Annotated in this window: 20 protein-coding genes; 16 read left to right on the top strand and 4 right to left on the bottom strand. The window is 67.7% G+C overall.

What is annotated here, in order from left to right:
* Positions 1–250 precede the first annotated feature (250 nt).
* On the bottom strand, positions 251–643 hold the full coding sequence (locus ABZ942_RS38940) for a DUF3052 domain-containing protein (protein ID WP_357391263.1): 393 nt from the start codon (positions 641–643) through the stop codon (positions 251–253).
* 126 nt (positions 644–769) lie between these two features.
* Here ABZ942_RS38940 and ABZ942_RS38935 point away from each other — a divergent pair, with 126 nt between their 5' ends.
* From ABZ942_RS38935 to ABZ942_RS38880, 12 genes are all read left to right on the top strand, one after another.
* Entirely contained in the window at positions 770–1219 is a 450-nt protein-coding gene (locus ABZ942_RS38935) for a hypothetical protein (protein WP_357391261.1), read from the top strand.
* Positions 1220–1447: 228 nt separating this feature from the next.
* Entirely contained in the window at positions 1448–2647 is a 1200-nt protein-coding gene (locus ABZ942_RS38930) for a histidine kinase (RefSeq protein ID WP_357391259.1), read from the top strand.
* A gap of 217 nt (positions 2648–2864) precedes the next feature.
* Positions 2865–3662 carry a LytTR family DNA-binding domain-containing protein gene (locus ABZ942_RS38925; RefSeq protein ID WP_357391257.1) on the top strand — a complete coding sequence of 266 codons (798 nt, stop codon included), beginning with the start codon at positions 2865–2867 and terminating at the stop codon, positions 3660–3662.
* Positions 3659–4024, top strand: coding sequence for a hypothetical protein (locus ABZ942_RS38920; protein ID WP_357391255.1), 366 nt, complete (start codon positions 3659–3661; stop codon positions 4022–4024). The genes ABZ942_RS38925 and ABZ942_RS38920 overlap by 4 nt, the downstream gene beginning before the upstream one ends.
* A 1-nt stretch (position 4025) precedes the next feature.
* Positions 4026–5780, top strand: a complete 1755-nt coding sequence (locus ABZ942_RS38915; protein WP_357391253.1) for a cation acetate symporter — start codon at positions 4026–4028, stop codon at positions 5778–5780.
* A 163-nt stretch (positions 5781–5943) separates the two neighbouring features.
* Positions 5944–6300 (top strand): DUF485 domain-containing protein, encoded by a 357-nt coding sequence (locus ABZ942_RS38910; protein WP_357391251.1) that lies wholly within the window; start codon positions 5944–5946, stop codon positions 6298–6300.
* Positions 6297–7934 carry a cation acetate symporter gene (locus ABZ942_RS38905; protein WP_357391249.1) on the top strand — a complete coding sequence of 546 codons (1638 nt, stop codon included), beginning with the start codon at positions 6297–6299 and terminating at the stop codon, positions 7932–7934. The genes ABZ942_RS38910 and ABZ942_RS38905 overlap by 4 nt, the downstream gene beginning before the upstream one ends.
* A 52-nt stretch (positions 7935–7986) precedes the next feature.
* Positions 7987–9933, top strand: coding sequence for an acetate--CoA ligase (acs, locus tag ABZ942_RS38900; RefSeq protein WP_357391247.1), 1947 nt, complete (start codon positions 7987–7989; stop codon positions 9931–9933).
* Positions 9934–10044: 111 nt separating this feature from the next.
* Positions 10045–10989 carry an alpha/beta hydrolase gene (locus ABZ942_RS38895; RefSeq protein ID WP_357391245.1) on the top strand — a complete coding sequence of 315 codons (945 nt, stop codon included), beginning with the start codon at positions 10045–10047 and terminating at the stop codon, positions 10987–10989.
* A gap of 448 nt (positions 10990–11437) precedes the next feature.
* Positions 11438–12109 carry a hypothetical protein gene (locus ABZ942_RS38890; RefSeq protein ID WP_357391243.1) on the top strand — a complete coding sequence of 224 codons (672 nt, stop codon included), beginning with the start codon at positions 11438–11440 and terminating at the stop codon, positions 12107–12109.
* Positions 12110–12164: 55 nt separating this feature from the next.
* Positions 12165–12677 carry a DUF6529 family protein gene (locus tag ABZ942_RS38885; RefSeq protein ID WP_357391509.1) on the top strand — a complete coding sequence of 171 codons (513 nt, stop codon included), beginning with the start codon at positions 12165–12167 and terminating at the stop codon, positions 12675–12677.
* 15 nt (positions 12678–12692) lie between these two features.
* The gene (locus tag ABZ942_RS38880; RefSeq protein ID WP_357391241.1) at positions 12693–13142 is read left to right on the top strand and encodes a Rieske (2Fe-2S) protein; all 450 of its coding nucleotides are present in this window, start codon (positions 12693–12695) and stop codon (positions 13140–13142) included.
* A gap of 4 nt (positions 13143–13146) precedes the next feature.
* Here the strand turns inward: ABZ942_RS38880 and ABZ942_RS38875 are convergent, their stop codons facing one another.
* Together ABZ942_RS38875 and ABZ942_RS38870 are read right to left on the bottom strand one after the other, a co-directional pair.
* Positions 13147–13872 carry a hypothetical protein gene (locus ABZ942_RS38875; protein WP_357391239.1) on the bottom strand — a complete coding sequence of 242 codons (726 nt, stop codon included), beginning with the start codon at positions 13870–13872 and terminating at the stop codon, positions 13147–13149.
* A complete protein-coding gene (locus ABZ942_RS38870) occupies positions 13860–14813 on the bottom strand; it encodes a hypothetical protein (protein ID WP_357391236.1) in 954 nt (317 codons plus the stop codon). The genes ABZ942_RS38875 and ABZ942_RS38870 overlap by 13 nt, the downstream gene beginning before the upstream one ends.
* 79 nt (positions 14814–14892) lie before the next feature.
* Between ABZ942_RS38870 and lspA the strand changes: the two genes are divergently transcribed.
* The 3 genes from lspA to ABZ942_RS38855 are packed head-to-tail and all read left to right on the top strand — an operon-like array spanning position 14893 to position 17109.
* A complete protein-coding gene (gene lspA / locus ABZ942_RS38865; protein ID WP_357391508.1) occupies positions 14893–15525 on the top strand; it encodes a signal peptidase II in 633 nt (210 codons plus the stop codon).
* Positions 15522–16448 carry an RluA family pseudouridine synthase gene (locus ABZ942_RS38860; RefSeq protein ID WP_357391234.1) on the top strand — a complete coding sequence of 309 codons (927 nt, stop codon included), beginning with the start codon at positions 15522–15524 and terminating at the stop codon, positions 16446–16448. Before lspA ends, ABZ942_RS38860 begins: the two co-directional genes overlap by 4 nt.
* Positions 16441–17109, top strand: a complete 669-nt coding sequence (locus ABZ942_RS38855; RefSeq protein ID WP_357391232.1) for a hypothetical protein — start codon at positions 16441–16443, stop codon at positions 17107–17109. Before ABZ942_RS38860 ends, ABZ942_RS38855 begins: the two co-directional genes overlap by 8 nt.
* Before the next feature lie 303 nt (positions 17110–17412).
* Here ABZ942_RS38855 and ABZ942_RS38850 read toward each other — a convergent pair whose 3' ends face one another.
* Positions 17413–18675, bottom strand: coding sequence for an alpha/beta fold hydrolase (locus ABZ942_RS38850; protein ID WP_357391230.1), 1263 nt, complete (start codon positions 18673–18675; stop codon positions 17413–17415).
* A gap of 36 nt (positions 18676–18711) precedes the next feature.
* Here ABZ942_RS38850 and ABZ942_RS38845 point away from each other — a divergent pair, with 36 nt between their 5' ends.
* A complete protein-coding gene (locus ABZ942_RS38845; RefSeq protein WP_357391228.1) occupies positions 18712–19245 on the top strand; it encodes a helix-turn-helix domain-containing protein in 534 nt (177 codons plus the stop codon).
* The last annotated feature ends 77 nt before the right edge of the window (positions 19246–19322 follow it).

The following is a 19322-nucleotide window of genomic DNA, read 5'->3' as shown; positions in this document are numbered from 1 at the left end:
TTCCTCCCAAGGTCTCGACGGGGGTTGGCCTAGCGATTCTAGGCACGTCGGTATGACATTTTTTCCGAGGCGCGCGGCGCGCAACCCGACGTCCCAGGAGGGCCCGGCGTGTCGGTGTCGAAGATCACCGGCGCGTCTGGCGAGTCGCCCTGGAGCTGTCTGATTTCCGCGAGTGACGTCTAGCGCGGACCGGTCGACCTTACTCTGACCCATTCGCGCCATTCGCGGCAGTCGCCCGCGACACACACGGTCAGATTTTCTTCCGCCAGACGAATTTCACACTGGACCAATCGTTGTCGAGCGCGGCGACCTTCACGTCCACGACGCCGATCGGCAGCAGCAGCTCGCGCAGATCGTTCTCGGCGATGTCGCTGACGTGTCCGCCCGCCTTGCGCGGCCAGGCGATCCACAGCATGCTGCCGCGCGGTAGCTGTGCCGCGAGATTCGGCGCTTCGTCGGCCAGGTCGGCATGCGTGCGGTAGAAGGCGAGCAGCACGTCGGCGGTTCCGGCGTCGGCGATCTCGACCTCGGCGGGGAGATCGGGGATCTGCCAGCCCGGCGGCCGGTGCCGCAGCACGACTCGATGACCGGGCTTGATGCCCAGCTTCTTGGCCAACGGTGTTCCGGAGTAACCGGCTGTCATGGGTCGACTGTAGGTCGGCGGCGGCCGGATGCCCCGGGAATCGGGGGCAGCGAATCGGGGATATCGGCCTGCGGAAGGGGCATAGTCAAGGAGATACGGAGTGATCCCGAACCTGTCGAGGTGTTGATGAATTCGCTCAGAGCACTGTTCGCAATCCCCGCCGTACCCGCCGTCGCCGTGGCTGCCATGGTCGCCACTTCGGCCCCCGCCGCAGCCCAAATCGTGGACCAGTTCGACAGTTTCTACTCGCTCACCGACGGCCTCTGCGTCGCCCAGGTCAGCTCCGCGGTGACGAGCAACGCCTATCCGCAGCACGCGGCGTTCAGCGTGGCGACCAACATGTTCGGTGCGGGCAGCTGCCACCTGTCACTCACCCTGAACTGGCGCAATGTCGAAACCGGCGAGACCGGCAACTTCACGGTGACCGCGAACGGACCCGGATATTGGGGCAACAGCGGCTACTCCGCCCTGTTCAGCCCCGGCCTCGGCCGTTTCACCGCCACCATGACCGTAGGCGCGGCCCACATCCCCGAGCCCGGCTCGGTCGAATTCCGAGTCGACCCCTACCAAGGCTAGGCAAGGCAGCAGTTCTGACTTGACGTACGTTGCGGCCTCTTGACGTGTACTGCAACGTGCGACAAGAAGGTGCAACGTACGTCAAGTGGGTTGGGGCCCGGGGGCAGCGCTTGTCGGAACTGGGGTTGGCGGTCTTCGGCAGGTGCGGGGAATGCATCGCTTCGGTCTTGGCGGGCGCGATAATCGGCGCATGAACGCACTGGTGGTTTGCCGGTTTTCCGGGTCGATATGACGACTACCGTTGTGGCCCTCGTTGTCTCGGCGGCGTTGATTGCCGGGGCGCTGGTGGTCTGGCCGCGGACTCGACGGGTGGTGACTACGCCTGCTGAGCGGGCGGTGCATTCGGCGTTGCATACCGCGTCTTTGGCGGCTATTCCGTTGCGGCGTGGGCTCACTGCGCAGTCGGCGCAGGAGTCCGCGCCGCATCTGCGGGTGCTCACCGGGGCCGATGCGCTCGGTGTGGCGGACCCGGATGGCACGTTGCTGGCCTGGGACGGGCCGCATGCCGAACTCGCGGAGCACTTCACGGAGGCGGCCAAGCGTGCGGTGGCCGGGGAGCGGCCGGTGCTGGTTGCCGGGCCGGGCAGTGGTGAGCATGCGGGGCGCACGCTCATCGCCCAGCCGCTGCTGATCGACAGCACGGGGGTGGCGGGGGCGATCGGGGTGGTCACTACCGGGCAGCCTGGGCCCGGGTGGCTCGGGGCGGTGGCCGAGGTGGCCAGGTATGCCTGCGGCCAGCTCGAATTGGCCGAGCTGGATGCCTCGCGGGCCCGGCTCGACCGGGCCGAGGTGCGGGCGTTGCGAGCCCAGATCAGTCCGCACTTCATCTACAACGCGCTCAACACCATCGCCTCGTTCGTGCGCACCGACCCGGACCGGGCGCGCGAACTGATCCTCGAATTCGCCGACTTCACCCGCTACTCGTTCCGTGCCGCAGGCGAATTCACCGTGCTGGCCGACGAATTGCGCAATATCGAGCGCTACCTCGCCCTCGAACGCGCCCGCTTCGGCGACGCACTCGACGTGCGCCTGCAGATCGCGCCGGAGGTCCTCGGCGTGGTCCTGCCCTTCCTCGCCCTGCAGCCCCTGGTGGAAAACGCGGTCCGGCACGGCCTGGCCGGCGCCACCCGCGGCGGCACCGTGAGCATCACCGCCACTGACGCGGGCACCGACTGCCTGATCAGCGTCGAAGACGACGGCGTCGGCATGGACCCCGAACTACTCCGCTCCGGCGCCCTCGACGCCATCGAAACCGGCAGCGGCCCGGCCGGTTCCGGCGAAGCGGCGCACGTCGGCCTCGCCAACGTCGACGACCGCCTGCGCGCCGCCTTCGGCAACGACTACGGCCTCATCGTCGACACCGCGCCCGGCGCGGGCACCAAGGTCTCCCTCCGGGTTCCCAAATTCCGCGCGGGTATCCAAGCGTGAGCGACGGCGCAGGGGGCGAAGACCCAGAGTGCCGCCGCGCACGACAGAGCCGAGCGCGGCGGCAAGTGAGCCGACGACGAGCGCGCAGGGTCTCCGCTGGCACCGCGAGGCGAGGGCACCTGGTGGCGGCAAATCGCGCCGTGGAGTGCCACTCGATGTGGTCAGCGTCGGGGATCCGAGCCTGACGCCTAGGCCGGATGTTTACGATGGAGCGGTTGTGACGCGGACCACCGATTACACGGTCGGCACTTTGCGGGTGCTGGCCGTCGACGATGAAAAGCCTGCTCTGGACGAGCTGGTGTATCTGTTGCGCGCGCAGCCCGGCGTCGGTGAGATCCACGATGCGGCCGACGCGACCACCGCGCTGCGGGTGTTGCGGGCGCATTCGGTCGACGCGGTGTTCCTGGATATCAACATGCCGGGGCTGGACGGGATGGAGTTGGCGGGCATCCTGTCGGAGTTCGCGAACCCGCCCGCGGTGGTGTTCGTGACGGCACACGATGATCGGGCGGTAGCCGCGTTCGATCTCGGCGCGGTCGACTATTTGCTGAAGCCGTTGCGTGAGGCGCGGTTGGCCGAGGCCGTTCGCCGGATCGCCTCGACGCGCGGCACACCGGCTCCCGTTGTCGATGAGCCGCGGGCTGATCCGAGCGAAGTCATTCCCGTCGAACTCGGCGGTGTCACCACGCTGGTACCCCGAGCGAGCGTCAGTTGGGTGGAGGCGGACGGCGATTACGCGCGCCTGCACACCAGCGGCGGTTCTCATCTGGTGCGTATTCCGTTGTCTGCGTTGGAATCCCGGTGGCAGGATGCGGGATTCCTTCGCGTGCACCGTTCTTACCTTGTCGCGCTGCGACTGGTGACCGGCATGCGCACGGTCGGCACCGGAACGGTGGTGTGCCTGCGCGCCGACGGCAACACCGCGGCGGTGGAACTGCCGGTCAGCCGCCGACAGGTACGCGAGCTGAAACAGCGTCTGGTGCACGGACCCCGGCAGCAGTGGACCGGCCAATGACCGGACCACACCGACCCGCCCGCCAGCGCGTCGTGCTGTCGGAACGCCGTGGCGCGCGCCGAGTGCGCACCCGGATGGAAGTGGCAGAGCAGACCGAGATCGGCGAGGCCTTGATCGGCGGCCTGATCCGTGCCCAACTCGGTCTCGCGCTTCGGCTCGGCTTGGTCACCGTCGTCGTATTGTGCTCACTCCCCGTCCTTTTCGGCATAGGTAAGGTCGGCTCGACAGTAATATTCGGCATACGCCTGCCCTGGCTGCTACTCGGCGTCGCGGTCTATCCACTGCTGTATCTCGTCGGGCGGCTATACGTCCGCCTGGCCGAACACAACGAGCAGGACTTCCTCGACCTGGCCGAGGACTGAGGTGACCGCGGGATCGGTGCCGTTGTTGACGGTGTTCGCGCTGCTGTTCGCCGCTCTCGCTACCGTCGCGATCGGCGCTTACGGAGTTCGCCTGGCGCGCACCACCTCCGACTTCCTGGTCGCCTCCCGCAGTGTCAGGTCCGGGTGGAACGCCGCTGCCATCTCCGGTGAATATCTTTCGGCTGCTTCGTTTCTGGGCGTTGCCGGGCTGATCGCGAAGTACGGCGCGGATGCGCTGTGGTATCCGGTGGGTTTCACCGCCGGTTACCTTTCGCTGCTGCTTTTCGTCGCGGCGCCACTGCGGCGATCCGGTGCCTACACGGTGCCCGACTTCGCCGAATTCCGTTTGGGCTCGGTGCGATTGCGCAGGATGGCTGCCACCGTGGTCGTCCTTGTGTGCGCCGTGTATCTGATTCCGCAGTTCCAGGGGGCCGGGTTGACGTTGCATACGTTGCTCGGGGTGCCCGATTGGGTGGGGGCGGCGGCGGTGGGTGCCATCGTGATCGCGAATGTGGCGGGCGGTGGGATGCGGTCGATCACTCTGGTGCAGGCGTTTCAGTACTGGCTGAAGTTGACCGCGGTGGCGATTCCGGCGCTGGTGTTGCTCGGTCATTTCCTGGCCGAGGACCGGCAATTGGGCGCGCCCGCTCCCCCGGTCGTCACCGAGCGCACAACGGTGGATGTCCGTACCGATGTGGTGGTGCAGGTCGGTGCGACACAACAGGTTTCGATCACCGGACGACTCGACGATCAGCCGGTGGACGGTCGCGTTCTGCTGACCCCCGGCGCCCACGAACTGTCGGCGGGCACCGAACTGATACTGGAGGCAGGCACCGCGGTACCGGTGGTCGCCGGTGCGCCCGCGGACGGCGCCGAATGGCTGGAGCCAGGCGGCGGATTCGGCGGCGCACATCCGACATACCAGGTGTATTCGCTGATCATCGCGACATTCCTCGGCACCATGGGTTTGCCCCATGTGCTGGTGCGCTTCTACACGAACCCGGACGGACGGGCCGCGCGTGCGACCGCCGTCGCGGTGATCGGACTTGTCGGGCTGTTCTACCTATTCCCAGTGCTGCTAGGGGTTTTCGCGCGACTATACGTGCCACAACTGCTGATCACCGGAACCTCCGATGCGGCGGTGGTGCTGCTGCCCGGCTCGGTCGTCGGCGGACTGCCGGGCCAACTGCTGGCCGCGTTGGTGGCGGCAGGCGCCATCGCGGCGTTCCTGTCCACGTCGTCGGGCCTGTTGGTGAGCATCGCAGGCGTGCTCAGTACCGACATGCTGCGCGGGCGAATTCGCGACTTCCGGGCGGCCGCCTTGGTGGCCGGTGTTGTGCCGCTTGCCCTTTCGCTCACGGTGGCCTCACTCGACCTGTCGCGCACGGTCGGTCTCGCCTTCTCGGTGGCTGCCTCGACACTCTGCCCGCTGCTGGTACTCGGCATCTGGTGGCGTGGACTCACCGCGACAGGCGCAGCGGCCGGGCTGACCGCGGGCGGCCTGGCCTCGGGCGGCGCGACGGTGGTGTCGGTGACCGGCGGCCTGTCCGACGAGGTAGCGGGCGGGTGGCCTGCCGCGCTGATCGGCTATCCGGCGGCAATCAGTGTTCCGCTGGCGTTCGCGGCAATGGTGCTGGTCAGCAAAGTGACTCAGGGCCCGGGCAGCCGACGGGTCGGCCGGATCTTCGTCCGCATGCACGCCCCGGAGCGGCTGGGCATGGGCGCCGATCGCGAACGCACGCTGCGCTCGAACTGAGCCGTCGAACGGGGAGCACCCGTCGACCGCTCGTCGTGCCACATCGACCGCTCACCGCACAATCGGCCGCCTTCCCGGAGTGATCCACGCCACATCATCGTTTCCTCATACGGGTCTGGCTACGGTGCTGAGCAAGTAAGCCATGTCACAAGCTAGGACGACCATGACCAGTACCGAACTCGACGGCACCGCCCCACGGCGCACGCCGAGTGCAGAAGAATTCATCGACGTGCAGGCCGGCCCGGACTTTCAAGAATTACGAACGCGCCTGCGCCGCTTCGTGTTTCCGATGACTGCCCTGTTCCTGGTCTGGTACCTCAGTTATGTGCTGCTCGGCGCCTACGCGCACGACTTCATGGCGCACAAGGTCTTCGGCAACATCAACCTCGGATTGCTGCTCGGCCTCGGCCAGTTCGTCTCCACCTTCGCCATCACCGCACTCTACGTCCGGTTCGCCAATCGGGAACTGGATCCGCGCGCGGCGGCCATCCGCAGCAAGCTCGAGGGAGGCCACGCGTGAACAACGTCAGTACCTATGCCGCGGCCACGACCGTCGGCAACCCGACGGCCAACATCGCCATCTTCGCGGTCTTCGTCGCGATCACCATGGTCGTGGTCGTCCGGGCCAGCCGTAACAACGCCACCGCCGCCGACTTCTTCACCGGCGGCCGCGGCTTCTCCGGCCCGCAGAACGGCATCGCCATCGCGGGCGACTATCTGTCCGCCGCAAGCTTTCTCGGCATCGCGGGCGCTATCGCCGTGTATGGCTACGACGGGTTCCTGTACTCCATCGGGTTCCTGGTGGCCTGGCTGGTCGCACTGCTGCTCGTCGCCGAAATGCTCAGGAACACCGGCAAATTCACCATGGCCGATGTGCTGAGCTTCCGGCTCAAGCAGGGCCCGGTGCGCACCGCCGCGGCGTTGACCACCCTCGCGGTGTCGCTGTTCTACCTGCTCGCGCAGATGGCCGGTGCCGGTGGCCTGGTCGCGCTGCTGCTCGACATCTCCGACAAGACCGGTCAGTCCATCGTGATCGCCGTGGTCGGCGTGCTGATGATCGTGTACGTGCTGGTCGGCGGTATGAAGGGCACCACGTGGGTGCAGATCATCAAGGCGGTGCTGTTGATCGCGGGCGCCGCGCTGATGACGGTGCTGGTGTTCGCCAAGTTCGGCTTCAATCTGTCCGACATTCTCGGCTCGGCTCAGGAGCATGTGACCGGGTCGAAGACCAAGGGCGTGGCCGCCCGCGACGTGCTCGCGCCCGGCGCGCAGTACGGCGCCAACGCCACCTCGAAACTGAACTTCCTGTCTCTCGGTTTGGCGCTGGTGCTCGGCACCGCGGGTCTGCCGCATGTGCTGATGCGCTTCTACACCGTGCCGACCGCGAAGGAGGCGCGCCGATCGGTGGTGTGGGCGATCGGGCTGATCGGCGCGTTCTACCTGTTCACCCTGGTGCTCGGCTACGGTGCCGCCGCGATCGTCGGACCGGACCGGATCCTGGCCGCGGCGGGCGGGCAGAACTCCGCGGCACCGCTGCTCGCGTTCGAACTCGGCGGCGTGGTGCTGCTCGGTGTCATCTCCGCGGTCGCGTTCGCCACCATCCTCGCGGTGGTCGCCGGGCTCACCATCACCGCGGCGACCTCGTTCGCGCACGACATCTACGCCGGAGTCATCAAGCGCGGCAAGGTCGATGACGCCAAGCAGGTGCGGGTGTCCCGGATCACCGCGGTGGTGATCGGCGCGATCGCGATCGGCCTCGGCATCCTCGCCAACGGGCAGAACATCGCGTTCCTGGTCGCGCTGGCGTTCGCGGTGGCGGCGGCGGCGAACCTGCCGACGATCCTGTACTCGCTGTTCTGGAAGCGATTCAACACCACCGGCGCGCTGTTCAGCATGTACGGCGGCCTGATCTCGACCATCGTGCTGATCGTGTTCTCCCCGGCCGTGTCGGGTACCGCGAGCTCGATGCTGCCCGGCTCCGATTTCGACTGGTTCCCGCTGTCCAACCCCGGAATCGTCTCAATTCCACTGGCTTTCGTGCTCGGCGTGGTCGGGACGTTCCTGGGCAAGGACGACGAGAACCCGGCCAAGGCCGCCGAGATGGAGGTCCGCTCGCTGACCGGCGTCGGCGCCGAGAAGGCGGTCGTGCACTGACCCACTGACCGATAGTTGTTGTCCCCCTTGTTCTCTCGTTAGGAGATATCGCGTGACCAGCGCAACCACCGATCCCCGCGACACCACCGCACCGGCGTCCTACCGCCCCGGCGATTCCTTCGCCGCGACGGCGAATGCCGATGCGGGACTGTACGACCTGGCGGCGGCCGATCGGTTGGCGTTCTGGGCCGAGCAGGCGCGACGGCTGTACTGGGAACAGCCGTGGTCGCAGGTGCTGGACTGGAGCGACGCGCCGGTCGCGCAGTGGTTTGTCGGCGGCAAGCTCAATGTCGCCTACAACTGCGTCGACCGGCACGTGCTGGACGGGCACGGTGACCAGATCGCCATTCACTGGGAGGGCGAGCCCGGCGACTCACGCGATATCACCTATGGCGAACTTCGTGACGAGGTCTCGAGGGCGGCAAACTATCTGACCGAGTTGGGGCTGCGGGCGGGTGATCGGGTCGCCATCTATATGCCGATGGTGCCCGAGGCCATCGTGTCGATGCTCGCCTGCGCCCGGCTCGGGCTGACCCATTCGGTGGTGTTCGCCGGCTTCTCCCCCACCGCCCTGCGTCAGCGGGTGGACGACGCGGAGGCGCGGCTGGTGATCACCACCGATGGGCAGTGGCGGCGCGGCACGGCGGCACCGCTCAAGGCGGCCGTGGATGAGGCGCTGGGCGGTGCGCGATCGACCGTCGAGCACGTACTCGTGGTGCGGCGCACCAACATCGACGTGCCGTGGACCGAGGGGCGCGACCTGTGGTGGCACGACACCGTCACCGATGCCTCGCCAGAACACGAAGCGCAGGCGTTCGATGCCGAGCATCCGCTGTTCATCCTCTACACCTCCGGCACCACCGGGAAGCCGAAGGGCATCCTGCACACCTCCGGCGGATATCTCACCCAGGCCGCCTACACCCATCACAACGTCTTCGATCACAAAGCGGGACAAGACGTTTACTGGTGCACCGCCGACATCGGCTGGGTCACCGGGCACAGCTATATCGTCTACGGGCCACTCGCCAACCGCACCACCCAGGTGGTCTACGAGGGCACGCCCAATTCCCCGGACGAGCACCGGCACTTCCAGATCATCGAAAAGTACGGCGTCACTATCTATTACACGGCGCCGACGCTGGTACGGACCTTCATGAAGTGGGGCCGCGAGATCCCGGATGCCCACGACCTGTCTTCGCTCCGGCTGCTCGGCAGCGTCGGCGAGCCGATCAACCCCGAAGCCTGGCGCTGGTACCGAGAAGTCATCGGCGGCAACCGCACTCCGATCGTGGACACCTGGTGGCAGACCGAGACCGGCGCCATCATGATCTCCCCGCTGCCCGGCGTCACCGCGACCAAGCCTGGTGCGGCGATGGCGGCGCTGCCCGGCATCTCGGCGAAGGTGGTCGACGACGATGGCACCGAACTCGACCGCAGCGCAGCCGGATTGCTGGTACTCGACCAGCCGTGGCCGTCGATGCTGCGCGGCATCTGGGGCGACCCGGAGCGCTTCCGCGAGACCTACTGGGACCGATTCGCCGCCGCCGGTTGGTATTTCGCCGGTGACGGCGCCAAGCTCGACGACGACGGCGACCTCTGGGTGCTCGGCCGGGTCGACGACGTGATGAACGTGTCCGGCCACCGCATCTCCACCGCCGAAGTCGAATCCGCGCTCGTCGGCCATGCCGCGGTCGCCGAGGCGGCGGTGGTCGGAGCCAGTGACGACACCACCGGCCAGGCCATCGTCGCCTTCGTCATCCTCACCGCAGGCGCGACGAACACCGGCGACCCGCTCGTCACAGAGCTGAAAGCGGCGGTCTCGCACGAGATCAGCCCCATTGCCCGCCCACGCGAGATCCATCTCGTCCCGGAGCTGCCGAAAACGCGCAGCGGCAAGATCATGCGTCGCCTGCTCCGTGACATCGCCGAAGGCCGCGAGCTGGGCGATACCTCGACCTTGGTCGACCCCAAGGTTTTCGAGGCCATCGCCCGCGGGTAGCCCCCGCCCCCGCGACGGACCCGGCCACCCGTAATGGCGATGAGGGGACGGGTCCGTCGCCCAGGGAATCGAGGGCATGTGCGGAGCTCGGCGGGTGGTTACGCTCGCGGTGTGCGAGTCACCGCGCTTCGCCTCTCCGCCGTCCTCGGCTCCTTTCTGCTGATAGCCGCGTGCCTGCTGTCCGGCGCGCCGGGCGCGCAAGCCCAGATCGATAAGCGCTGCTTCACCAATGGCGCGGGCACCCGCTGCTACTACCTGCACATGCCGCCCGGAGACGCCGGGGGCAAGCCGCTGATGGTGTACCTGCACGGCTGCGACGATCCGATCGACCATCCGGACCCGACCGGCTTCTCGCTCGCCACCGTGGCCGACGAAATGGGTTTCGTGCTCGCCTATCCGCTGCAGGATCCGGCGGCGAACAAGGAGCTGTGCTGGAACTGGGACAAAGCCGAGGACCAACAGCGGGGTCAGGGCGAGCCGTCCATCATCGCGGGCATCACCACCGCACTGATCGATCAGTTCCAGCTCGATCGCTCCCGCGTCTATCTAGGTGGGTACTCGGCGGGCGGCGCGATGACCACCAATCTCGGTGCCACCTATCCCGATCTGTACGCGGCAATCGCTCCGATGGCGGGTGCGCCGTACGGCAGTAAGCCTGAGGGTCAGGTCATCATCGACGCGATGGGCCCACGGGTCCGCCCGATGCCGACCTACTTCTTGCAGACGCTTTTCGATGAGATCAGCAACATCGTCATCGGCCGAACCAACCTCGCCCAGTGGCGCGCGGCCGACAATCTCGCCGATCCGGGTTCCGTGCCGACCCTGCCGACCGCGGTACAGGTTCTCGACGTCGGGCAGGGCATTCCGAACCCGCTCACCGTCGAGCATTACGCCAGTCCCCGGGGCTGCGAACTCGCACAGTTCACCACACCGCTGCTGGCCGAGCACGCGATCGGCGCATGGCTGATGCAGCAGGATCGCGGCATCGAAATGCAGCGAAACCTGATGCGATTCCTCTTGGCGCATCGCATGCCGCCACCACACCAAACCTGCTGAAACCCACAGCGCCGCACAACCACCCCGATCGAACTCGAGGTTTCCGAGCCGATCGCCAGGGGGTAACCCCACACCGGCGGACCTGGCCACCGCAGCGTTGAGGGGGGCCGGGTCCGCCGCCAAGCTACGGCACGAACGCCCCGCCCTCTCCGCCCTAGACTGCGCCCACCACCCGAGCAGTCCGAGGCGCCACGTTCACCGCGGCCCACACCGCAGGCACTGGTGGTGATGTCGCGGATCGCGATCGGCGACGAAAGATCGGCCCGTACGGCGCTCTGTGGTGGCGCGACACGGTTGGTCGACACGCCGGAGGTTGGGTGTCGTGAGTGCCTGGTTGAACCAGGGGGTGGGCTGTGCCGTTGACATTGCGAAGAGCGGTGCCGGTACAGCCTGAGGTTCGGGGATCGCTTCGGCCGGTTTACCGGCGGTCGTACCTCGAGGAGAATTTATGAGACGTCTCGGGCCTTGGCTCACTTTGGCGGCGGTGGCTGTGCTCGGCATTGTGTTGCTGGTCATCAATATGTCGAAGGAGAGTGAGCCGGCGGCGGCGAAAACGAATACGCCGGGGGTGACGAGTAGTGCTGTCGTGGCGCCGTCGACTACCGCCGCACCACCGACGAGCAACGCACCTGCGCCGGTGCAGTTTCCGGCGAAGGCGGACTATGTCGGCAAAATTCCGTTGGCGACCGGTGCGCCGATCACACTGTCGATCACTGTCCAGGGGGACAAGGCGATTGCCTATGCCTGTGATGGGAAGGCGGTCGAGTCGTGGTTGCAGGGCAGTGCAACCGGTGGCGCGCTGCAGCTGACGGGGAAGAACGACGCCAAGCTGGCTGGGCGCTACGACGGCAAGGTGGTCACCGGAACGTTGTGGCTCGGCCCCATGAAGTGGGAATTCACTACCGCGCCAGTGCGATCGCCCGCCGGGCTCTACGTCTACAACGAAGGTGGCGCGCGGCAGAGCTGGATCGTCGATGCCAACGGCAACGTCACCGGGGTGCAGCGCGCGGCCGACGGTACGACCTCCCCTGCTCCGAGCCTGAGCTCGGATGCGACGGCAATCGTCAACGGCAAGAAGATAACTGCGAACAAGGTGAGTGGTGGTGACAGTGTCGGCTGATCGTGAGACGACGCCCGGCGGGCGGCCGCCGCCGAGCGCAACGGCGGTCGCGGCCATCGCGATTCCGGTGCTGATCGGCGCGGCGGTGTCGGTATTACTCGGCGTCTACGCCAAAACGCATGAGCCAACGGGATTCTCGATCAATGTCGCGGGATTCTCCAGCCCGCAGGCGGTCAAGACCTGGCTGGCCACCGTCGCCTTCCTGCTCGCCCTATTCCAATTGGCCTCCGCGTCAGCGATGTACGGCAAGCTGCCGTTCAGCGCGCCGTCCTGGATCGGCGCCGCGCATGTCTGGTCGGGCAGGCTCGCCGTGCTGGTCAGCGTCCCGGTCGCGGTGCACTGCCTGTACGCCTTCGGTTTTCTGCAGTACGACACCCGCGTGCTGCTGCACTCCTTGCTCGGCTGCTTCTTCTACGGCGCGTTCGTCGCCAAGATGCTGCTGCTCACTCGAAAGGGGTTGCCCGGCTGGGTGATCCCGGTCGCGGGCGGCCTGGTGCTGGCCGGCCTGACCGGCCTCTGGCTCACCTCCTCGCTCTGGTTCTTCCAGCACCACGGCCTCACCTTCTGATCGGAGATCGACCACATGACCAACGACGAATCGGTTTTCACCCGCCGCACCGTGGTCGCGGCGGGCGCGGGCACCGTTGTCGCGGCCGCGGCACTGACCGCATGCGCCACCTACGGCAAGGAAAACACCGCTCCCGCACCGAATCCCGCACCGGCAGGCAACCCGGCCGCCCCGGGCCAAACGGCAGGCAACGCACTCGCCAAGACCGCCGACATCCCGGTCGGCGGCGGCGTGATCGTCGGCGACACCGTGGTGACCCAGCCGACCGCGGGCACCTTCGTCGGCCTGTCCGCCACCTGCACACACGCCGGTTGCACGGTCGCCTCGGTATCCAACGGCACGATCAACTGCCCGTGCCACGGCAGCAAGTACAAGCTGGACGGCTCGGTCTCCAACGGCCCGGCCACCAGGGCGCTGGCCGCGAAAACCGTTCGGGTCGTCGGTGATTCGGTGGTACCGGGCTAACCCGTCACGGACCGGGAACACCCTGCAGCCGACGCACCTGCGCGGCGGTGAGATCGCTGAGCACCCCGGCCTCGACCGGCTCCGGCGCGGTCACCGCCACCTGCACCAGCGTGCTGCCGACCTGCACGATCGCGACCGAGGAATGCAGCGTCACCCCGTCACTGGTGGTGCGCACTTGAAACGCGGTCGCCGCGTCACCGGCCTGCAGCTGGGTAAGTCCGCCGACCCGGTAGTCGACCGCGATGTCGGTGGCGTCGGTGCCGGAGTAGTGGGTGCACCGGCGCAAGGTCGCCTGCACGTCCGAAAACGCGGACGCCACCGCGTCATTCGAATAACTCGCCGCATCGATATCCACGCTGGAGAAGTTCGGTCCCGAGTATTGAATGGACGCCTTGGCGAGCGAACCCGGCCGTTGCGCACCCAGCGGGGTGAGCACTTTCGCGCATTCCGCCGGATCGGTCGGCGAGTCCTGCGCACCGGCGAGCGCGTCGGACCGAGTGGGCAGCATGGTGAAGTTCGGTGGCAGATTCGTACTGGTGAGCAGCTGATCGTGCAGCCGGTCGGCATCGGTGATCGGGACAGCGGTCACCGGTGCGGCGGTCGCGGCCGGACCGAGCGGCGGTAAGTCCGGCGCCGCGGGAGCCGCCGATTTCGACGATCCGCACGCCGCGACGAGCGCGGTGGTCGCGGCGACAAGCACCAGCCCGAACCCGCGGCTCACTCCGTCCACGACACCTGAGTGTCGATCGTCTGCTGCAGCACGCTCGCACTGCGCGCATCGCGGTAGCCCTGATGGCCGCCGACGGTGATGGACCCGGCGACCGGCAGCGGCAACCCGAGATCGACGGTGATGGTGCCGTTGCCCTGCATGACGTAGTCCTGGATGTCGAGCTTGCCCGCGTTGTTGGGCAGGTTCCACACCGCGGACTTGGGCTGCTGGATGACATCGAGCTCGATGGTCAGCCGGTCGCCGTCGCGTTTGGTCAGCGTCGCCGTGGTGATCTGATCGAGGGTGACGCCGCCGCTGATCTCCTGCCGCACCGTCCAGACCGCGCCCTCGCCGACCGGCTGATCGGGGAACGCGATCGAGCGGTAGACCGCTTGATAGAAGGCCTGCTCCAGCGCGGCCCGCGCCGGGTTGGAGGTGTCCGGCGACGGCTCGAGCCGCAGCGCGGTGATGGCGCCGAAATCACTGAGGTCGAATCCGGCATGCGAGCCACCGGTCTTGATGAGCGCCTTGGCCAGCGACGGGTCCGGCGTGGTGACGGCGCCGAGCGTCAGATCGATGCCCTCGGCGTCGGTCTGCGCCGTCATCGGGATGGACAGGGCGGGCGCGGAGAAGTCGCGCGCGGGCTGATCGTTGATCTGCTGCGCGATGCGGTGCGAGGTATGCAGCGTCACCTGCTGCACCGTGCCCGCCGGGTAGTCGCGGTGCAGCAGCGAGCGCGGCTCGGCGCCGGGCGACACGAGGACGGTGGTCGCGGCCGGGATCGGCACGGTCACTTGCTTGCCGATGCCGAGCGGCTCGGTGCTGTCGGCCTCCGAGCGCGACTCGGCGCCACCGCTGCAGCCGGTTCCGAACGCGGTCAGGCCGACCGCGAGCACTATCAGCAGCACACCCGACCGCGCGAACCGGGGGATGTGGGGGGAAGACAACACCGTCACGAGCATCAGCGTACGACCGGATCCTGAGTGTCAGCTTTGACTTGCGGGTGACCACCGCACAACGTGTCGGGTAGCTCGAGAGATGATGGTGCGTGTGAGTGAAGAGCCGCCGTCCGAGGAGAGCCCAGCGAACACCGCCGAGGAGGCGACCCCAGCGAGTCCGCCACAGCGGCTGCGGACCCTACTAATCATCGCCGGCGTGCTGCTCGGCCTGGACTTACTCACCAAATGCATCGTGGTGGCGAACCTGAAGCCGGGCGAGCCGGTCTCGATCATCGGCGACTTCGCGCGGTTCAGTCTGGTGCGTAACCCCGGCGCCGCTTTCTCCATGGCGACCGGCATGACCTGGCTGCTGACCTTGGTCGCGGCGGCCGTGGTGATCGGCGTGGTGCGCATCGGGCGCACGCTGCGGTCGCTGTGGTGGGCGATCGGGCTCGGCATGGTGCTCGGCGGCGCGCTCGGCAATCTGGTGGACCGGCTGTTCCGGGCGCCGGGGCCGCTACAGGGACATGTGGTCGACTTCATCGCGATCGGCTGGTGGCCGGTGTTCAACGTGGCGGACTCGTCGATCGTCTGCGGCGCGATCCTGCTGGTGGTGCTGACCGTGTTCGGCTTCGAGCCGAACGGGACGCGCACCGGACGCGACGAGCCCGACACCGCCGCTGACGCGACCGAGACCACCGCGCACAAGACCACCAGCGAAGGGAACACTGCATGAGGGAAACACGAACCATGCCCGTTCCCGACGGGCTCGACGGCATGCGGGTGGACGCGGGCCTGTCCCGGCTGCTCGGCCTGTCCCGCACCGCGGTCGCCGCACTCGCCGAGGAGGGCTCGGTGCAGCTCGACGGCATCGCGGCGGGCAAGTCCGATCGGCTCGCCGCGGGCGCCTGGCTCGAGGTGATCTTCCCGGAACCGAAGCGCGAACTCTCGATCGAGGTCGTGCCGGTGGAGGGCATGCGAATCCTCTACGCCGACGACGACATCGTCGCGGTGGACAAGCCGGTCGGCGTCGCGGCGCACACCGGCGTCGGCTGGACCGGGCCGACCGTGATCGGCGGACTGGCCGCGGCCGGCTACCGGATCTCCACCTCCGGCGCGCACGAGCGACAGGGCATCGTGCACCGGCTCGATGTCGGCACCTCCGGGGTGATGGTGGTCGCCCAGTCCGAGCACGCCTACACGGTGCTCAAGCGGGCGTTCAAGCAGCGCACCGTCGCCAAGCGGTATCACGCACTGGTGCAAGGACATCCGGACCCGAGCAGCGGCACCATCGATGCCCCGATCGGGCGGGCCCGCGGCAACGACTGGAAGTTCGCGGTCACCGCCGACGGACGTCCCAGCATCACGCACTACGACACCGTCGAGGCGTTCCAGGCCGCCAGCCTGCTCGACATCCACCTGGAAACCGGCCGCACCCACCAGATCCGGGTGCATTTCTCCGCGATCCGGCACCCCTGCTGCGGCGACCTCACCTACGGCGCGGACCCGCGGCTGGCGCAGCGCCTCGGCCTGGAACGGCAATGGCTGCATGCCCGTTCGCTCGGCTTCCACCATCCGGCCGACGGCCGCTGGCTGGAGATCACCAGCGAGTATCCCGACGACCTGAAGCACGCGCTGGACGTCCTGCGCAATGCCTGACCGGCCGACGCTGCCCCTTGGGCGACTCGCCCTCGGGGCGGCGGCCGTCGCGCTGGTTGTCTTCATCGTGCTGCTCGGCGTGTTGAACCCGCCGCGCAAAGCCGGGGTGTTCACCGATCGACTCGGCCCGGAGCAGGGTGAGCGGGTCGCGGATTATCTTGCGCGTGCCCACGATTCGCTCAACGGCACGGACACCGATGAGCACTGGGCACTGGTCTCGTTCGCCGAACCCCTGGTGCCGGAACAGATCCCGCCGAACAGCGGCGGCATGCGGATATCGCAAGTGCTGTACCAGGTTCCGATCCCCAGGGTGCAAACCCCGCTGGTCGCAGTACCTGTCCCGAAGGGCGACGAGGCGGCAATCACTTCCGCCGAGTCGGCCGCATGGCTACTCCCCCGAACCGCACCCGACGAACGCACCACCCGTATCACTGCCCTCGCTGCCGCCCGCCTGCGCTCCGGCTGCGCCTGCACGGTCGGACTCGTCGTCCGCGGGCCACTCGACGGCCTCCGAAACCTCGCCTCCCGAAACGGAATCCGCGCGGTCCAGGCACTCCCCGCCGATGCCGTAGCCGGCCGATTCGGCGTAGTACCGCTACTCCCCGACCAACTCGACGCCGTCCTCCCTGGCCCGAACGACGGCCCCGTACCGGACCAGTGACGCGAAGCGCCGACGCCGCGCGCCAGTTTTCCTGCCGCGCACGAATTCGCTGGCCAATTCATGCGCGGGAGACCAAACGATGCGCGGCGGCGGTGTCACCGACTCGCTAGCCAGTCGGTGACGACGGCGGGACCTACGTGTTGCGGCGCCTCGCAGTCGGCGCGTATCGACGGCCCGGTATCGGATCAGTGACGCGAAGCACGACGCCGCGCGTCAATTCTCCTGCTGCGCATGAGTTTGCTGGCTGATTCGTACGCGGCTGGACAAGGGATGCGCGGCACGGAACGGCGAGTGGTCCGGTTGTCAGTGCTGGGCGAGCCAATCGGCGATGTCGGCAATGACGGCGAGGTCAACGTGTTGTGCGGTTTGGTGGTCGGCTGGGGTCGCCATTCCGACGCCGGGGAAGAACAGGTGGTCAGACTGCTCGTAGATGCGGAAGGTGGTGTCGGGGTGGTCGGCGAGGCCCGCCTGCCAACCGGTGAGGTCGTCGGCGACGGTGACCTGGTAGTCGCGGGCGCCCTGGAGGATCAGTAGCGGCTTGCTGAGGGCGGCGGCGGTCGAGACGGGTTGGTAGGCAAGCAGATCCAGCCAGTAGCTGCCGGAGAAACTGAAGGGGAGGTCCGCACGCGGGGTCGCCGGGGACAGCGTCGGGCTGTCCACCACCGCGGCCTGTCGAGTGATCGCGGCAATCGCGGCATCGGATTGCGGGCCGGGATCGAGCGCGGCGAGGTGGCGCGTGACCCGCACGGCGGCGTGCTGCATGGGTTGGGTGTCGCCCGCCATGATCACCAGTCCGGCGACCTCAGGAGCCGCGGCTGCTACCCGCGGCGCGACTTTGCCGCCCATGCTGTGGCCGAGGACGAAGATCCGGGCCGGGTCGACGTCCGGGTGTTGCCGGAGCAGATGGACGGCTGAAATGGCATGTGGCACATACTCGTTGGCCATGGTGAAGTCCGGCTGGTCGGCCGCCTGCGGATGCGTGTAGGTGACTTTGTCGAAGCGAAGTACGGCAATGCCCCGGTCGGCCAGACCCCAGGCCAGATCCTTCAACGGCCTGTTCGGGCCGCTGGTTTCGTCGCGATCGAACGGGCCGCCACCAGACAGCAGGACGACCGCGGGCCGCGGGCCGGGGCCGCGTGGCACGGTCATTGTGCCCGGGACCGCGAGTTCGCCGGAGCCAACGGTGATCTCGCGCTCCTCGAAGGCGCTCGGGTCGGCATAGTCCGGTGGCGTCCACGCGGTGTCGGTGTCCGCCAACCGAAGTCCTTGCAGCAGACCCGCCGCGTCGATGGACATGATCATGGTGAAGCCGCCGCGCTCGCCCACCACCGGCACCCTCGCTCGAATCAGGCCGTCACCGAACGGTTCCAACGCGGGCACACCGATCGCGGAGACAGCGCCGATCCTGCCGATCTCGGCCAACCACGCTGCGCGCAACGAATCCGGCGAGACCGCGGCACGCAACGGTCCGCCGAACAGCTCCGCAGCACGCGTGAACTCCCCGTCACGCAACAGCTCGACGACCCGTACCGCTGTCGTCCCGTCCGATTCCATTACCGTTCTCATGTTTGAGAACGGTATCAGTTGTGAGATCGTAGAGCAATGGATTCCATGGAGCTGCTGGCCCACCCGGTACGGCTGCGGATCGTGCACGCGATGCGCGGCGGGCGCCTGCTCACCACCGCGCAGCTGTGCGAGCGGCTCCCCGATACATCGAAGGCGACCGTCTATCGGCATGTCGAATTGCTCACCGCGGGAGGGATTCTCGAAGTCGCCGAGGAGGAGCGGGTCCGCGGTGCGGTGCAGCGCCGATACCGGCTGCACCAGGATCGCGCGGTTGTCGATCCGGCGGCCGCCCAATCGCTGAGCGCCGACGACCATCGCCGCGTCTTCGCCACCGCCATGGCCACGCTGCTCGCCGAGTTCAACGCCTACCTCGATCGCCCCGAGGCCGACCTGACCCGGGACGCCGTCGGCTACCGCCAGCACGGGATCTGGCTCAGCGACGACGAGGTGCTCGAGCTGATCGACGGCCTGCGCGCGGCGATCCTGCCCACACTCGGCAACGAGGCGACCCCCGACCGCACCCAGTACCTGCTGAGCCCCATCCTCTTTCCCATCGAAGAGCGGCCCTGAGCCGGTGATCAGCCGAAACCCACACAGTCCGAGCGGGATTCGGCACCGAGACGGGGACAGACCTCCGCCGGGATGAT

Origin of the sequence: Nocardia sp. NPDC046473, from assembly GCF_040645995.1 — a bacterium.
Taxonomy (GTDB): domain Bacteria; phylum Actinomycetota; class Actinomycetes; order Mycobacteriales; family Mycobacteriaceae; genus Nocardia.
The sequence above is the reverse complement of the archived record's forward strand: the minus strand, read 5'-3'. Positions and strand labels throughout refer to the sequence as shown.

Bases quoted from the DNA above. Each gene is read 5' to 3' on its own strand.
- ABZ942_RS38940 (WP_357391263.1), bottom strand. From the start codon at position 643: ATGACAGCCGGTTACTCCGGAACACCGTTGGCCAAGAAGCTGGGCATC.
- ABZ942_RS38935 (WP_357391261.1), top strand. From the start codon at position 770: ATGAATTCGCTCAGAGCACTGTTCGCAATCCCCGCCGTACCCGCCGTC.
- ABZ942_RS38930 (WP_357391259.1), top strand. From the start codon at position 1,448: ATGACGACTACCGTTGTGGCCCTCGTTGTCTCGGCGGCGTTGATTGCC.
- ABZ942_RS38920 (WP_357391255.1), top strand. From the start codon at position 3,659: ATGACCGGACCACACCGACCCGCCCGCCAGCGCGTCGTGCTGTCGGAA.
- ABZ942_RS38910 (WP_357391251.1), top strand. From the start codon at position 5,944: ATGACCAGTACCGAACTCGACGGCACCGCCCCACGGCGCACGCCGAGT.
- ABZ942_RS38890 (WP_357391243.1), top strand. From the start codon at position 11,438: ATGAGACGTCTCGGGCCTTGGCTCACTTTGGCGGCGGTGGCTGTGCTC.
- ABZ942_RS38880 (WP_357391241.1), top strand. From the start codon at position 12,693: ATGACCAACGACGAATCGGTTTTCACCCGCCGCACCGTGGTCGCGGCG.
- ABZ942_RS38870 (WP_357391236.1), bottom strand. From the start codon at position 14,813: ATGCTCGTGACGGTGTTGTCTTCCCCCCACATCCCCCGGTTCGCGCGG.
- lspA (WP_357391508.1), top strand. From the start codon at position 14,893: ATGGTGCGTGTGAGTGAAGAGCCGCCGTCCGAGGAGAGCCCAGCGAAC.
- ABZ942_RS38860 (WP_357391234.1), top strand. From the start codon at position 15,522: ATGAGGGAAACACGAACCATGCCCGTTCCCGACGGGCTCGACGGCATG.
- ABZ942_RS38855 (WP_357391232.1), top strand. From the start codon at position 16,441: ATGCCTGACCGGCCGACGCTGCCCCTTGGGCGACTCGCCCTCGGGGCG.
- ABZ942_RS38850 (WP_357391230.1), bottom strand. From the start codon at position 18,675: ATGAGAACGGTAATGGAATCGGACGGGACGACAGCGGTACGGGTCGTC.
- ABZ942_RS38845 (WP_357391228.1), top strand. From the start codon at position 18,712: ATGGATTCCATGGAGCTGCTGGCCCACCCGGTACGGCTGCGGATCGTG.